Origin of the sequence: Deinococcus sp. JMULE3, assembly GCF_013337115.1 — a bacterium.
In the GTDB taxonomy this organism is placed as follows: domain Bacteria; phylum Deinococcota; class Deinococci; order Deinococcales; family Deinococcaceae; genus Deinococcus.
On sequence record NZ_SGWE01000005.1, the window covers coordinates 80,001 to 95,346 of the forward strand.

Annotated in this window: 12 protein-coding genes (1 of these 12 running past the window's edge); 2 read left to right on the forward strand and 10 right to left on the reverse strand. The window is 69.4% G+C overall.

Going from position 1 to position 15,346, the window contains the following annotated elements:
* The 9 genes from EXW95_RS19260 to EXW95_RS19300 all read right to left on the reverse strand — a co-directional run.
* Positions 1 to 880, reverse strand: partial view of a class I SAM-dependent methyltransferase gene (locus EXW95_RS19260; RefSeq protein ID WP_174369128.1) — the 5' portion only. It extends 32 nt beyond the left edge of the window; only the first 880 of its 912 coding nucleotides appear in the window; the start codon lies at positions 878 to 880; its stop codon lies beyond the left edge, outside the window.
* Positions 855 to 1,334, reverse strand: coding sequence for a hypothetical protein (locus EXW95_RS19265; RefSeq protein ID WP_174369129.1), 480 nt, complete (start codon positions 1,332 to 1,334; stop codon positions 855 to 857). Before EXW95_RS19265 ends, EXW95_RS19260 begins: the two co-directional genes overlap by 26 nt.
* Entirely contained in the window at positions 1,334 to 1,975 is a 642-nt protein-coding gene (locus EXW95_RS19270; RefSeq protein ID WP_174369130.1) for a hypothetical protein, read from the reverse strand. The genes EXW95_RS19265 and EXW95_RS19270 overlap by 1 nt, the downstream gene beginning before the upstream one ends.
* Positions 1,962 to 2,729: an iron-containing redox enzyme family protein gene (locus EXW95_RS19275; RefSeq protein WP_174369131.1), complete on the reverse strand. Its 768-nt coding sequence runs from the start codon at positions 2,727 to 2,729 to the stop codon at positions 1,962 to 1,964. Before EXW95_RS19275 ends, EXW95_RS19270 begins: the two co-directional genes overlap by 14 nt.
* Positions 2,726 to 3,298 (reverse strand): isoprenylcysteine carboxylmethyltransferase family protein, encoded by a 573-nt coding sequence (locus EXW95_RS19280; protein WP_174369132.1) that lies wholly within the window; start codon positions 3,296 to 3,298, stop codon positions 2,726 to 2,728. The genes EXW95_RS19275 and EXW95_RS19280 overlap by 4 nt, the downstream gene beginning before the upstream one ends.
* Positions 3,295 to 4,056: a class I SAM-dependent methyltransferase gene (locus EXW95_RS19285; protein WP_174369133.1), complete on the reverse strand. Its 762-nt coding sequence runs from the start codon at positions 4,054 to 4,056 to the stop codon at positions 3,295 to 3,297. The genes EXW95_RS19280 and EXW95_RS19285 overlap by 4 nt, the downstream gene beginning before the upstream one ends.
* Positions 4,016 to 4,684, reverse strand: coding sequence for a hypothetical protein (locus EXW95_RS19290; protein WP_174369134.1), 669 nt, complete (start codon positions 4,682 to 4,684; stop codon positions 4,016 to 4,018). The genes EXW95_RS19285 and EXW95_RS19290 overlap by 41 nt, the downstream gene beginning before the upstream one ends.
* 434 nt (positions 4,685 to 5,118) lie before the next feature.
* Positions 5,119 to 5,493: a hypothetical protein gene (locus tag EXW95_RS19295; protein ID WP_174369135.1), complete on the reverse strand. Its 375-nt coding sequence runs from the start codon at positions 5,491 to 5,493 to the stop codon at positions 5,119 to 5,121.
* Positions 5,494 to 5,568: 75 nt separating this feature from the next.
* Entirely contained in the window at positions 5,569 to 6,576 is a 1,008-nt protein-coding gene (locus tag EXW95_RS19300) for a hypothetical protein (protein ID WP_174369136.1), read from the reverse strand.
* 225 nt (positions 6,577 to 6,801) lie between these two features.
* On the opposite strand from EXW95_RS19300, the gene EXW95_RS19305 reads away from it, so the two are divergent.
* A complete protein-coding gene (locus EXW95_RS19305; RefSeq protein WP_174369137.1) occupies positions 6,802 to 11,943 on the forward strand; it encodes an AAA domain-containing protein in 5,142 nt (1,713 codons plus the stop codon).
* 47 nt (positions 11,944 to 11,990) lie between these two features.
* Here EXW95_RS19305 and EXW95_RS19310 read toward each other — a convergent pair whose 3' ends face one another.
* On the reverse strand, positions 11,991 to 14,669 hold the full coding sequence (locus EXW95_RS19310) for a DEAD/DEAH box helicase (RefSeq protein WP_174369138.1): 2,679 nt from the start codon (positions 14,667 to 14,669) through the stop codon (positions 11,991 to 11,993).
* 271 nt (positions 14,670 to 14,940) lie between these two features.
* Here EXW95_RS19310 and EXW95_RS19315 point away from each other — a divergent pair, with 271 nt between their 5' ends.
* Positions 14,941 to 15,201, forward strand: coding sequence for a hypothetical protein (locus EXW95_RS19315; RefSeq protein WP_174369139.1), 261 nt, complete (start codon positions 14,941 to 14,943; stop codon positions 15,199 to 15,201).
* Positions 15,202 to 15,346: the final 145 nt, after the last annotated feature.

A 15,346-nucleotide genomic window follows, 5' to 3' on the forward strand; every position in this document is an offset into this window, starting at 1 on the left:
TGGTGCCGTAGTCATCCAGCGCCGTGACGACCTGCTCCGGATACGGCACGTCTGCGAACAGGTCGTGCACCTGCTCCTGCGTGCGGGTGATCAGGTGCCAGTCCATGCAGGCCTCCATAAACCCGATGTCGGGGCAGTCCGGCACGAAGTTCGCGATCAGCATCTCCCCGCCTGGGCGGAGCATCCGCGCCATCCGGGACGTGAGGCGCCGCGCGGCCGAATCCGGCAGGTAGTCGAACAGCCCCGCCGCGTACACCACGTCCGCGTCGAACGTGAGGTCACCAGTGATCACGTCCCGGATGTTCCCGGTGACCACTTCGGTTTGCACGTCCGGGTAGCTGCGCCGCAGCTCATTGAGGCTCTCCCGGTCCTGATCGACCGCCACGAACGTGATCGGCGTCCCCCGACGGACCGCACCCGATTGGCCCAGTTCCCGGCCGTGTCCGGCGGCGAGAGCCACGATGCGGGCATCCGGCCGTCTCGCTGCGGCCCGGTCGATCAGGTCGGCGAGGCGCGCGCGTCGCTCCCGGACGGCATGCGCGGCGGGGCTGTTCGTCGTGTACGCATACAGGCGCCCGCCGGGCGAGGCCGGATGCGGGAAGGTGAGGGTCAGGCCGTACATGTGATCGAGCATCACGGCGTCCCCGGCGTACCCGCGCGGTTTATGGAACGCCCGGTGCGTGAACGGGCAGGTGTGCAGGTGCGCGAACACGGGATGACCCCGCAGCTCAGCGATGCGGTCGGGCCAGCCGAGCGGGTCAGCCAGACGCCAGGTGCGCAGAGCCGGCCAGAGTCGCTGGGCGGCCTCCCAGTCCCTCTGCGACTCGAACAGCGCGAGCACTTCATCTGCGAGCTCAATGGTGGTACTCAGCGTCGTCATAAGGTCCTCCTGAACCCTCCTGAAGAATCGCGTCCAGCCATGTGGACGCGTGCTGCTGCCACGCGGGGTTCTGGCGTGGATCAAGGACGCAGACGCGGTCGAGCAGCTGGGCGAGCGGCGTGCCGCACAGGTGACGGTGGAACGCGTTCACGGCACCGGCAAACGTGCGGGCGTGATAGCGCCGGTCACCCAGGACCAGCAGCCCCCCCTGGGCGGGATGAGCCGCACCGAACACCTGGATGAGCTGCGGGAGGTGGGCCGTCCAGACGTGATGCAACTCGCCCTGCCCGTACGTCGGGGAGGCGAAAATCACCACGTCATGCCCCCCGCCGCACCGGGGCGGGTCGGGCGTGAGTTCCATCAGGTCGAGGGCGGCGTGTGGTGCCGCGAGGAGGCGGCACACCCGGCGGGTCTGGCCCCGCGCGGAACTGAAGAGCAGCAGGGCCCGCGACATCACCGCGCACCGACCAGCCGTCCGGCCGCAGTGAGGCGCGCCCGGTGTGGCGCGGCCCGCGCGACCGGAAGGTCGGCGAACACGTCGCCCCAACTACCGCGGATGTCGCAGGCGGGTGCGAGGGCGCGCACGTCGTGCGTGGCGCCAGTTCGCGGATGTGTGAACGACCAGCCGGGCAACGCCGGGTACTGCAGGCGCGTGTAGAGGGGTGCGAGTGAGGCCCGGGCATTGATCAGATCAACCTCGGCGCCCTGATTCAACTGGTGGGCCCACCCGCACCGCATGGCGAGGATGACCAGGTGATTGCGGCCCGGTCCAGGTGGGCGGCCCAGGCGACTGGTGGACGCCAGAACCGGCCGGAACGCCTCAACGAGCTCTGGGGGGTAGGCCCCCTCACAGTCGAGGGAACCCTGATGGGCGCGCGTCACCCGGAACCACACCTGCAAGGTCCCGCCCTGCATGAGCGCGTAGTGGGTGGAGTGGCCGTCTATGGCGTCCGTGACCGGGCCGCAACTGACTGCCTGCCGACCGACCAGAACGGCGGTGAACAGAGGGTCACCCGGGCGGACCAGATGCACCTGCCAGTCGTCGCCCTGCGCCAGGAGGCCCTGGCCCAGCAGGGGCAGGTCACGCAGGTTCACCGGCACTCACCTCCGGCGTGCCCTGCAGCGCCCGCCGGTACGCCGCCTCCCAGGACGCGGCGGGGTACAGCTGCAGGTAGTACTCCGGGCCGTACAGCATTCCCTCCCGCGCGTCTGGGACAGCCTGCGCGATCTCCAGCAGGACGTTCCGGAGCAGCGCCGCATGCTCCAGGTCGGCAGTGGCGTGATGATCAATGAATTCCAGACCGCGTCCGGGAACACCCTGCCCCCGGAAGTGATCCTTCACGAAAGCGGTCAGGATCGGGGTGCTGCACTCCACGACGTACAGGCTCCCGAGCCACGCCGGCCAGTCACGCGTATGCACCATCATGCGGCGCAGCGCAGCGATGCCGAACGCAGCCGGGGTCATCCGTCGGCCACGCGCAGTCGCCTCGTGCCCGCCCAGGCCGACGTAGTCGCGCACCGCCATCTCCCCGTGATCGAACTCCTCCGCCTGGTGATGCAGGAGGTCTTCGATCAGGCGCACGTCGAGACTTCGGGGCATCTGACCGATCAGGGCGATGGACGCCTCGATGATGTGCTCCTGATACAGCGCGATGTCCAGGTACACCTCCTGCAGCACCCTGCGCAGGACAGGCTGGGACAGGTGGCCACTCATCACCTCCTGAAAGAAGGGCCGGGCCTGCAGGTCGCGGACAAGCTGCTCGACCCGCGCGTCAAGGCGCACCATGACGTCCTCAGCGGTAAGTGTGGCGGGATCGACACCGAGGTCGGTCAGGGCTCGTTCGTTCATGGGGTGTCTCCTGTGCGCGACCAGAGGTTCGGGATGAACATGCCGGTGCGCTGCCGGTACGAGGTGTACGCGCCGCTCAGGGCGCTACGGGCGAACTTGAGTTCTTCCTGCCGGGCGGCGCGGACATACAGGGTGCCCATGATCAGCACTGTCGTCAGCAGCGCCAGGTGTCCGGTGGCCAGAACACCAGCCAGCCAGCCCAGCACGTAGGCCGTATAGAACGGATGCCGGATCCACCGGTACGGGCCACGCGTTTCAAGGTGAGCGGGTTCGTCGTCGGCGAACGCGAGCGTGAGCCGCCGTTGCCAGATGGTTCGCGCGGCCCACGCGAACAATGCCAGGGCGCCCACGTACAGGACGAAGCCTGCCCCGGCTCGCAGATCGTTCGCCTGACGGGCCAGGAGGAGGGTCAGGAACTGCGCGGCCATGCTGAGTGCACCCAGGACACGGATGAGGGTCAGACCAGGCGGCGCCTGGTCAGTGGTACGGAACAGGCCGCCCTGCATCGCCCACGTAAACGCGCCGAAGCAGGCGACGAACGCCAGAAGGTTCAATGTGCCCCACGTCATGGCCTACCCGCCCCGCCAGGTCGAGAGGCGATCAGGAAATCGCTGTCCCCGCGGTACGCGAGGCGCTGCTCGTGCACGGTGAGGCCCGCCGCTTCCACCGCCGCACGGAGTTCCGCCGGGTTGTGCAGCCAGTAGCGACCGGCCCGCTGCGCGGCGCGAATGGCGTGGTTCTGTGCGCGGACCTGCCCCGTTGAGCGCAGCAACCGCACCGTGGCGCGCACACCCTGACGCGTCACGCTCGTTCGGGCCAGGTACGCCGCCCAACGCGTGACGTCCAGAGGCCGACCGATGTCGCACAGGATCAGCAAGCCGCCTGGCTCGAGCGCATGCGCGCAGCGGCGCAGCGTGCCCAGGGGGTCGGGCAGGGTGTACAGGCTATGCATCAGCGTAATCAGATGCGGGCGGATGGCCGTCAGATCGACATCGTCTGCCGGAGCCAGGAGGGCCGTCACGGCCCGGCCCCTCAGTTTGCGGACGGCGGCACGCTGCATCGCCGCGGAGGGATCCAGCAGGGACCAGTGCAGGTCCGGGCGGACGTGTGAGAGGACCGCCGCGAGGTTCCCCGTGCCGGAGCCGATATCCAGAGCGACCGCGCCGCGAGGGGGCGGGTACTGCTTCAACGCCGACGCGAAGAGGGACAGGACATCCAGGTACGCCGGGTTCTGCAGCAGCAGATGATCGTACTCCCGCGCGTAGGCGTCCCAGTCCACAGGCACTTCAGAGGCCCGGACGCGCGTACTGGTGGTCAGGGTAAACACGGCTCACCTCCCCGAACAGCCGTTCGGCCTCAACCTGTGCGGGGCGCAGGTGGGGCCGCTCGAGGAAGATCCGTTCGAGGTCACGGCGGCAGTCGCCCACCATCAGCACCATCGGGGTCCGGAGGCCGGGAAAGATCCTGGCCTCACTGACCACCTCGAGATGCATGAGACGGCGGTACAGTGCCACGTGTTCGGCGCGGACGCCCGCCACGAAGAAGTCGGCCTTCACGGCCGCACACCGGAGCAGATGAGCCCGGAACAGCGCCCACACCGCACCACCGCCCAGATGCGCCTGCACCGGATCGGCGACGAACCGGTTGGCCTCCACGACCACGGCGTCGGCAGGAATCGTCCGCATGACGTCGTGGAACGCCACTGAGCTGGTCAGGCCGCCAAGATCACCTCGCGCGCAGAGGGTGCGGGTGGACGCCACGGGCACCTCGCCCAGATGAGCAAGGACCGTCATGGCCTGAGGCTGCTCGTCGAAGGCGTCCGTGAAACGCGCGTCGGCCTTCTCGGGAATGGCCTGAACCGATCGGTACGCGCGGTACCGCATCCGGGCGACGATATCCCACTCGCCGGACGTCCGGACCCTCGACAGGGAAAACTGGTGACCGGGCAGACTCATAGCGGCTCCGACCAGTCCCGGAACATCCAACGGAACCAGAACAGGGCCAGGAAGGCCCTCTGATCCAGGACCGGCGTGACGAAGAGCAGCTCATTCATGGGTTCCTCCAGGGGAGGGTCGCGACCCGTGAATACCTTCTCAACGGCGCCGTGACCGCACCGTGACCGACGAGCAGGCTCCCCAACACGGCTGCGCGTGCGGTGTTGGGGGTTGCACGAATGCGGAGAACTCCACCTCCTGAAAAAGGAGGAGCCATCATCCGGGCAGCGCCCTTGCAAAGGGGACATCAGCCTGCATTGAGTTCCTCAGGCAGGCCAGACCCCCGCGCGGCGCGTCACGGGTACGGTCGGGAAACCGGGCGACGTGCTGCACGCCTGCAGTCAACTGTTCTCACTGGTCACAGCCGAAACGGCCGCCGCGCGCACCATCCGGATTCAGTCGGGCTCGTTCACGATGATGGTCACGTACCCCCTGGCCCCCTTTGCCTGCGCCTGGGCCAGCGGCCTGGTGCTGGGGAACACCTGCCATGATCCGTTGGGTCGCTCGAAGGCCACCACGATCCCCTGCGGGTTCTGCCCATACCGCAGGCTGGCGTTGAGGACGCCGTAGTCGTCACGCCAGCCGGTCGTGTTGCGCAAACGTTCCAGTTCACCGACCTGCTCGGCGAACTCCTGGGCGGACGTGGTCGAGGTGTAGCACCGCACTTCAGGTCGGCGGCGTTGGTCCTCCTCGACGCACGCGATAGGCGTCAGGGACAGGCTCTTGGTAGCCAGGTCTTGCATGTGTTCGACGAGTTGCGCTGTCGTCATACGGGGCGCCTTCGGAGAGCAGCCTGCCACGAGGAGAACAGCCAGCGCCACGGCCGGTAACCTGTCCATGCCGCTTCAGTTGGCGGGGCGGACGGGGAGGGGCTCGTACACACGCTTGCTGGTGCCGTTATTGAAGTACACCGTGGCGGTCACGTTGATGCTGGTGTACACCCGCTCGGGCCGCGCGCGGACGTTCAGGGGCAGCGTGAAGATCAGCTGCGTGCCGCTCTGCCGGTACCGTGCGCCGCTCGTGCCGGTCGCTGGCCAGCGGTCGACGCTGTCGAGCATGAGTTTCCCGGTGCGGCCCGCCTCGCGGTACTCCAGTTCGTACCGGAACTCCGCCCGGACGGGCTGCGCGCCGTTGGGAACAGTGTCGATCACGAGGTCGCACAGGTGCGCGCGGCCCGCGATCAGTCCCGCGCGGACCGCGCCGCTCGTGGCGTCCGTGCAGGTCGTGAAGTACCAGCGGGTGAACTTCGGTGCGGCCGCGCCAGGTGCGGGCGTGATCGTTACGGGCGCTGGCCCGGCGCTGCCCGCCCGCACGGTCCCGCACGCGCCGATGGTCGCCCAGGCGGTCCCGACGCCCGTGGCGGGGAAGGTGTACGTGAGGGCCTGTCCGCCGCTGGCGCGGTTGATGCGGACCACGAGGCGCTTCCCGGCCGCGAGGCCCGCGACGATCTGCCGGGTGGGTCCGGTGGTGAAGCCGATGGCGGCGCTGTCCGTGTCGTCACTGGCGTTCGAGACGATGCTGACGTCCTGATCGCGTAGCACGACCGGCGCATCGCTGCCCAGGCGGATGGTCACGACCGGCTTCGTGGCGTACTCGAGTTCCGTGTCGGCCAGCAGGGCGTGCTTGGCACTCAGGTACGACCAGAGTTCCGCCTGGTCACGGTTCGAGCAGCGGATGGTGTATGACGTCTGGTCGGTCTGGTCGTTCACTTCAGGAATGAGGATGAAGCTGGTGTTCACGTCGGTGATCGGGTCGGTGCGGGCGGAGTAGTACGTGTTCGTGCCGGGCACCCGGTCGATCGCGTGGGCAGCCGTGAAGCTCAGGGCGAGCAGGGCAGTCAGGAGGCGGCGCATACGTCTCTGATACGGGACGGCACGGGGCGACTCAAGCGAAGGTGACCGGAGGGGGACTTGAGCGTCGCTTCATGGGGCGTCCGGTCGTGACGCCGCCCGGTGGGGGTGCGGCGTTTTCGTGCGCCTGGACACGCGCACCGTGCGACACTCTGAGCCACCGCAGCGCACCCACGCCGCTGCCACCTCCAGTTTCACACCACGCTTCACGCCTGCCCGAGGGATCACATGATGGACGCCGCCCACCTGGACCGCACGCAGCGGTTCTACCAGTACCTCAAAGAATTCACGCAGTTGAAGTTCAAGCCGCAGCGCACGAACGACGACGCCACGCTGGTGTGGCTGCACAGCCTGCCGGATGAACCCGAGATCTTCAATCCCATTCACGCCGCACCTGATCAGATCGGTGAGACGTGGCTGAGCATCCGCCGCCCCGCGCGCCAGGCTGTCCCCACACTCCCGGCCCTGCTGGCGGACTGGGTGACCGGTGACCTGCGCAAGGTGGACGTCCCGCCGACTGTCCAGGCGCAGCGGGTGATCGAGGAGACCATCCTGGACGACGACCTGCAGCCGCAGGTCATCCGCACCACGCTGTTCCTCGACGAGCACCCGGACGTCCTGGCGGCCTGGGAGGCGTTCGAGCGGCAGTGGCGCGAGTGGGCGGCCGGGGAGCGCCGCGCGCTGGGCGTGCAGGACCGGTACGTGGAGTTGTTCGACCTGCATCAGAAGCTGCAGGCGGAAGGGGAACGGTACGAGCTGCGGCTGGGGTTCGGGGCGCTGCGCTGGCGACCGGACGGGGAGTACGCGGTGGACCGGCACCTGATCAGCGCGCAGGTCCACCTGCAGTTCGACGCCGCGCGGGGCGTGCTGTCGGTGGTGCCGTCCGTGGACGGCGCGCGGGCGCTGCTGGAACAGGACATGCTCGACCCGCAGCATCGCGTGCGGGCCAGTGACGCCGAGGCGATTCTCGGGGAGTACCAGGAGGACGTGTGGGATCCGCATGGCGTTCCGGCGGCCCTGAATGCCTGGGCGAACTCCGCGTCCGGCGAGGGCCTGTTCGTCCCTGACCTCCGGCCCCCCACGGGCGCCACGGTCAATCCCGTGGTGCACTGGGCGCCCGCGCTGATCCTGCGTCGGCGTGGCGAGCGGACGCTGGCAGCCACGTATGACAGTGTGCTCGAGCAGTTGCAGCGGGGGGAGGTGCCGGACGCCGCGCAGCGCTTCATGGGTGAACACGACCTCGTGCCGCGCCTGGAGACCCACGCGGGTGGGCCGCGCACGATCTACTTCCCGCTGCCGTCGAACGACGCGCAGCGGAGCATCATCGACCGGATCGGCCGGGCGCGGGGGGTGCTCGTGCAGGGGCCGCCTGGAACGGGCAAGTCGCACACGATCGTGAACCTCGTCAGTCACCTGCTCGCGACGAACCAGCGGGTGCTGGTCACCAGTCACACCGAGCGCGCCCTGAAGGTCCTGCGGGACAAGTTCCCGCCGGAACTGGCGGCGCTGTGCGTGACGCACCTGCGGGGCGACAGTGACGCGCGGGCCATGCTGGAGAGTTCCGTCGGGGAGGTGATCCGCCGCAAGGATCACCGTGACGCGGCGGCTGAACTGAGGCAGGAGCAGGACCTCGAGCAGCGGCTCGGACAGTTCCGTCAGCGGGAGACGGACCTGCTGGACCGTCTCGAGGCGCTACGGCTGAGTGAAACGGGTTCGCTGGACCTGCACGGCTACCGGGGTACGCCGCAGCAGATCGGTGAGCAGCTCCGCGCGCACGAACCCCGGTTCGAGTGGGTGCTGGAGGTCAACCCGACCGGTCCGGCGGCGCCGCTGTCCGATGAGGAGGCGGCGCGGCTCCTGGACCGCTTGCGGGACGTCCGTGAGGAGGAGGCGCGCAGTCTGCGGCTGAGCCGCCCGTCCCTGGACCGCCTGCCGACGACCGAGGACTTCGTGCACTTCGCCCGCGCGGAAGTGCAGGCGCTGACCTTCGCCGAATCACGCCGCGACGGTCGGGAGTCGCAGGCATTCACGCCGCTCGCCGAGGCCTCCGCGCCGCGCCGTGAGGCGCTGCTGCGCGCCCTGCAGGACCTGCAGACGCAGGTGATCACCGCGCGGCGCCGCCCGTCGGCATGGCTGCCCCGCGCGGTGGACGCCCTGCTCAAGGGCCAGTGGGCCCGCTGGCAGGACCTCACGACCCGCACGCAGGACCTGCTGCCGGGCCTCCAGAAGGACGCGGAGTGGATGGACGCCAACGTCATCGCCGGGCATGGTGGGCGCGCCCTAGAGCAGCTGGAGGCCGACGCGCGCGAGGTGATCAAGCACCTTCAGGCCGGCGGGAAGTGGAAGGGGTTGTTCGGGCCGCCCGCTGCGGTGCGGGACCGGATGTACTTCAAAGACGCCCTGACGGTGGGGGGCCGCGCGGCGGACAACAGCGGCGCCCTTCAGGACCTGCTGAGGCTGCTGCACCTGGAAAAGCAGTGGACGGAACTCAAGGACCTCTGGGCGGCACAGGGCGTCAGTACGGATGGCCCCCGCCGCCTGCAACTGGCGGAACTGGCCGAACAGTTGAGCCTGCTGAGCGGCCTGAGCAGCATTCAGGACGCCCTCGACCGGGCCCGCCAGGCCCTCGGCAGCGTCGCTGGCCTCGGCGAACCGCAGTGGTGGAACGAGAGTGAACTGGACGCACTGGTCACTGCCCTGCGCGCCGCGGACGCGGAGCATGCCGCGCAGGTGAGCCGCGAGGCCCTCGAGAGAACCCTGCCCTACCTTGAAGGCCTGCATGCAGCCGGGAGCGCCCACCCGGTCGTGCAGGACCTCATCAGGAGCCTGCAGGCGCGCGACGCGGTGGCGTACGGGTCGGCGTCCCTCCGCGTGACTGAACTCGACCGGCGCGCCGCGGCGCTCCACGATCAGTCGGCGCTGCTCTCGCGCCTCCAGCAGGGCGCGCCTCTGCTCGCAGCGGCCCTGCTGGAGAACGTGGACGCCCCGGACTGGCAGGCGCGGCTGACGCACCTGCAGGCCGCGTGGCGCTGGGCACACGCGGACGCGCAGCTCCGGGACGTCACCCGCCCCGAGGCGGAACAGGAGGTGCGCGCGGCGCTGCGGGACGTCCGCGGGCAGCAGCGTGAGACGCTCGGGCACCTCGCGGCGGTCAAGGCGTGGCGCAACACCCTTGACCGACTCACGCAGGGGCAACAGGCGAACCTCGTGGCGTGGCAGCAGGCCGTGAAGAAGGTCGGGAAGGGCACCGGGAAACACGCCGGGAAGTTCATGGCGGTCGCCCGGCGGTCCCTGACGCAGGCGCGCGACAGTATCCCTGCGTGGATCATGCCGCTGCACCTCGTGGCGGAGAGCTTCACGCCCGCGCAGGGCATGTTCGACGTGGTCATCATCGATGAGGCGTCCCAGTCCGGTCCGGAGTCCCTGTTTCTGACGTACATCGCGAAGAAGCTGATCGTCGTCGGGGACGACAAGCAGATCTCTCCCGACGGCGTGGGGATCTCTGCCGAGCAGACGGAGTTGCTCGTGCAGAAGTACCTGCATGACTTCCCGGCCACGCACGTGATCGGCACGCCGCAGTCGAGCCTGTACGACTTCGCGAAGTACACGTACCCTGGCGTGCTGGCCCTGCGTGAACACTTCCGCTGCATGCCGGAGATCATCAAGTTCAGCAGCGACCTGTCGTACACCGAGCCGCTGATCGCGCTGCGGCAGTTCGGCGCGGACCGCCTGCAACCCCTGATCGCCCAGTACGTCCGGGACGCCACGACCACGGGGACCACACACAAGGTCAACCAGGCCGAGGCCCGCGCGATCGTGGATCAGATCAAGGCCTGCGTCGCCAATCCGGCCTACCGGGGCAAGACCATGGGTGTGATCAGTCTCCTGGGGGACCGGCAGGCGGAGGTCATCAACGCCCTGCTGCAGCGGGAACTGAGTGAGACCGAGATCAGCGCCCGGCGGATCATCTGCGGGAACGCGTACTCCTTCCAGGGGGACGAGCGGGACGTGATCTTCCTGAGCATGGTCGCCAGCCCCAGCGGCAGCAAGAAAAAAACGGTGGCGCTGGACGACCGGATCTTCCAGCCGCGCTACAACGTCGCGGTCAGCCGCGCCCGTGATCAGCTGTGGCTGTTCCACAGCGTCACGCCCGACGACCTCGGCCCGGAGGACCTGCGCGCCAGCCTGATCCGCCACGTGCAGCGTCCCGATCTGGCCGGGTGGCGTCCGTTGCCCCGGCAGGAGATCCTCGACCTGCGCGACCTCGCCGGCCGCGCCGGGCGCGGGCAGACGCGGGCACCCGCCCCGTTCGACTCGTGGCTCGAGGTGGACGTGTACCTGCAACTCGTCGACCGGGGCTACCGCGTCATCCCGCAGTGCGAACTGAACGGCTACCGCATCGACCTCGTCGTGGAGGGCCTGCGGGGTCGCCTCGCGGTGGAGTGCGACGGGGACCACTGGCACGGCCCGGAGCGGTACCGCGCGGACCTCGCCCGGCAGCAGACGCTCGAACGGGCCGGTATGGAGTTCTGGCGGGTGCGGGGCAGCACCTTCACCCGCGACCCGGACGCCGCACTCGCAGACCTCTGGACGACACTGGACCGCCGGGGCGTCTACCCGGAAGGTGACCCCCGGAATGACGGGCCCTCACCCGAAGCCCCAGCGGAACTCAGCGGCGCTCTGCTGGACGCACAAACCTCTGAGGTGTCACCCGAGGCGGCCGAGCGGGCCGAGAGTGCCGCGCACGAACCGATCGAGCAGACGGCCAGCGAGGTGATCGACGCGGCCCCCACCGCTGAAGTGGACGGACGGGCGCCCGGTTCCGGCGCCGCGCTGCTCGAACCGTACGCCCTGTGGGCCAGCCGTCCCCTGCCGGACCCGCGCAGCGTCGATTCGTTCGCGCCGGTCATCGAGGGCCTGGGGGAGATCATCGCGGCCGAAGGGCCCATGGCGTGCCGCCGCGCGTACCAACTGTACTGCCAGGCGGCGAACATCACCCTTCCGGTCGGCAAGAGTCTGCTGAACAAGGCCATGAGCCGCGCGTTGAAAGACGGTGCGCTCATCCTGGAACGTGAACACGGCACGGTCGGGTTCCTGGACGAGATCGTCCGCACGCCCGGAAGCCCGGCCGTGCGGCTGCGCGCGGTCGGTCCGCGCAAACTGGCGGACATTCCACCGTCTGAACTGCAGGCGCTCATGCAGCAGTTCGTGGACCGCGAACCGAACCTCGGGTACGGCGAGCGGGAAGCACTCTACCGGCTGGTGCTGCGCGCCTACGGCTTCAAGTACCTCACCGAGAATGCCCGCCTGGCCCTCGGGCACGCATGGCAGAGACTGCAGGCCAGTCAGCGCGCTGCCACGCAGGCCTGAGACGGACCGTGGGAGGGTGGCGTGATCGCCCCCTCCCGGCCCGGCGCCTACGGCACGGTCTGACCTGGCACGGTTTCTCCCTCCACAACCTCCCCCAGGTCGAGGTCGTACCAGCCGAGCGCGCTGACGCCGGGGATGGCCTGAACGCCGCCGACGGGCACGACGGTGAGGTGGGTGTCCCAGGCGTTGTCGGTGCTCAGGCGGCCCTTGTACTGCAGTCCGGCGCGGGGGCTGTAGTACACCTGCGTGATCTGCATCTCGCGGTGGTCGTGCAGCAGGCAGATGCCCTTGGTGCCTTCCATCAGAACGCGTACCCGTTCGCCGTCGGTGGGAGGCGGCGTCGCGGCGGCCCAGGCGGGCGTCTGGGCGGGCTGGGCGGCGTCGTGCGCGAGGCGCTGTAGCGTGCCGCGCACCAGATGGAGGTTCCCGTCCACTGGACCGGCGGTCAGGTCGTGTTCGGCCAGGGTGACGGCGGTCTGCAGGACGCGCGCGAGAATGCCGTCACCGAGCAGGCGGCTCGACAGGCGCAGGCTGCCGTACGTCTGGTCGTAGATGACGATCACCTGGTCGCCCTTGGGCAGGCCGGGCCGCTCCACGCGAAGTTTGTCCGTCGTGACGCCGATGTCGCGGCTTTCGAAGGGGACGGTCAGGCGGAACGCGTCGAGGATCAGCTCCGCGAGCTGCCCGCGGGGCGCGTCGCCCTGCAGGTCCGGGTGGTGGAGGACGATGCCGGTCGTGTACATGTTCCGGGAGAAGCGCGCCTGCTGGTAGGAGATGCCGGTCTGGTGCGCGTCGAGGGGGTAGATGGTCTGGAAGGTGTTCGGGCCGCGCCGCTCCTCGAAGCCGGTGACGTTCTCGGAGATCATCAGGTCGCAGTCCACGGCGTGAAGCAGGGCGTGCCGCGCGGCCTGGTGGACGCTCCCGGCGTCGAGGTTCGGGAAGGCCAGGGTGGGCAGGCAGCTGGGGCGGGTGGAGAAGTGCTTCTCCGGGCGGACGTGCACGGTGCGGGACAGGGGGTTGATGCGGGTCACGCGGTACGCGCGGGTGGCGTGCAGATACACCGCGCCCGGGTACGCCTCGCGCATGACCTGTCCGTAGGAGAGCGTGCCGAGGTCCTGCGGACTGTTGCCCTGGCGCACCTCGACCCTGTAGCTCGTTTCCACGTCCCGCAGCGGGAAGGCCAGGTTGGGCCGGTCGCCGCCCTGGGCGCGCAGGGCGTGTAGGGACGCCGGGAGCGTGCCGGTGCGTTCCCGCTCGATCAGGTCGAGGAAGCCCTCGGGCCACGCGACGGGTGTCTGCAGGTCGGCGTCGGTGTCACGGCCCAGGGCGGTCATCACGGCGTCGTGTTCCCCACCGGCCCGCGCGAGGCACGCCGCGTGAATGCACTGGATGTTCTGGTTTTCGAGGTACAGCGCCCCGTCGGCCAGCGGCCGGGTGAGCACCTGCCCAGGGTTCGCGAAGAGCAGCGCGTCGCTGGCGGAGCCCGTGTCGAGGATCAGGACGCGCCCGGCGCGGCGCCGCCCGACCCGGCCGATCCGCTGGTAGAAGGAGGTGCTGGAGGTAGGCACGCCGAGCAGCACGACCGCGTCGAGGTGCGGGATGTCCATGCCGAGTTCGAGGGCGCTGGTGGCGACGATGCCGTCCATGTCCCCGCTGGCGAGGCGGGCCTGGATCTCGGCGCGGTCGCGGGCCTCGTAGCCGCTGCGGTACGGCAGGACCCGCAGGCCGGCCAGGGGGGAGTGGTCGAGTGGATGGTCGGCGCTGGTGTCCTCGGCCTCTTCCCTGCTGTCCCCCCTGCGGGCCAGGATGCTGGCGAGATTCTCGGTCTGCTTGCGGGAGTCGCTGAAGCAGATGAAGCGCTCGCCATTCGCGCCGAGATCCGCGAGCAGCGCGGCGGCGCTGCTCAGCAGGTCGCGGGCCGGGTCGGTGGGGCGCAGGAAGTGCAGGTGCACCGGGTGGCGGGGCGAGCCGTCGCGGTCCGGGCCGATCAGGGTGAAGGGCCGCCCCGTGAGCTGGGTGAGGTGCGTGGCGGCGTCCTGGATGGTGGCGGACGCGCAGACGTACTGCAGCCGCTTGCGGGTCATGGTCTTCAGGGCGTGCTCGAAGCGGCGGAAGAGGAACGCGGCGTTGCTGCCGAACACGCCGGTGAAGGTGTGCACCTCGTCGATGATCATCAGACGGGTCGCGCGGATGAAGTCACGCACGGCCCTGACGGCGAGGTTACCGAGCAGCCAGGCGTGCATGACGTCCGGCGTGAGGATCACCACGCGGCAGGTGTCGAGGATCTGGGCGCGCATGCTCACGGGGACGCTCCCGTCGATGCGGCCGACGCGGGCGTCGATGCCGGCGGCCTGCAGGGTCTCTCTCCAGCGTCCCTCCTGCTCAGCGCCGAGGGCTTTTTGCGGGTACAGCACGATCACTTTGGTCTCGGGGAGGGTACTCAGCGCTTCGAGGGCCGCGAGGTGGAAGCACAGGGTTTTCCCGCTGGCGGTGCCGGTCGTCACGGCGAAATCCTCGAAGCGGGCGGCGCTGGCGGCCGCGTCGGCCTGGTGGGTGTAGATGCCGCCGGGGTGGGTGAGGCGCAGGTACCGCTGGACGGCGGCGCCGCTGGGCAGGGTGTGCAGGGGCACGGTGCGGGCCTCGCGCTGTGGCAGGGCGAGCACGTGGGTGTCGTGCCAGTGGGCGGGCGCGGGGGTGTCGGGGGTGGTCAGGGTGATGGTGGTCATGGGTGAACCTCCTGCGGGGGCGCTGATCCGGACTTCGTTTGTTGCGTTGACAGCCATTCACGCCCGGAGGCGCGTTTCTCTCCTGATCGCGCTGCGGCGCAACTCTGCGAGTCCGCTCGGGTTGACGGTGTCTGCACACCAACCGGAGTCCGCGTGAGACGCCCTCAGCGTGCGGGCACGGCGCGTCACCTGGCGACGCGGGCCACCCGCCGCGCCGCGCGTCACTGGATGACGCGGCGACCGGGAACACTGACCGGCAGGAGGAACCACCATGACCGACATTCACCTGACCGGACACGCCATCAGCCGCTTTCAGGAACGCTTCGCCGGGAACCTCGCGTGGCCCGCGGCGGCCCGGCGTCTCGCGCGGCTGCTGCGCCGGGCGCGATTTCTGCGGGTCTGCGCCGGAAAGGCGCGTCTGTACGCCCTGGGGGAGATGCGGTTCCTGGTGCACAGCGGCGTGCTCGTGACGGTGTTCCGCCCGACGTACACGCCGGCCGAGCCGGTGGACGACCTGTGGTGCGTGGCATGATACGGATTCCGTCTGTTTCGTTCACCACCCGGAACCACACCGGGTTGCCAACTCCACGCCCGGAACCCGTTTCGCTCCTGCTCGCTCTGCTCGGGTTGAAAGTTTTTGCAAACCTTTCAACCGGAGTCCGTATGACGCGTCATCT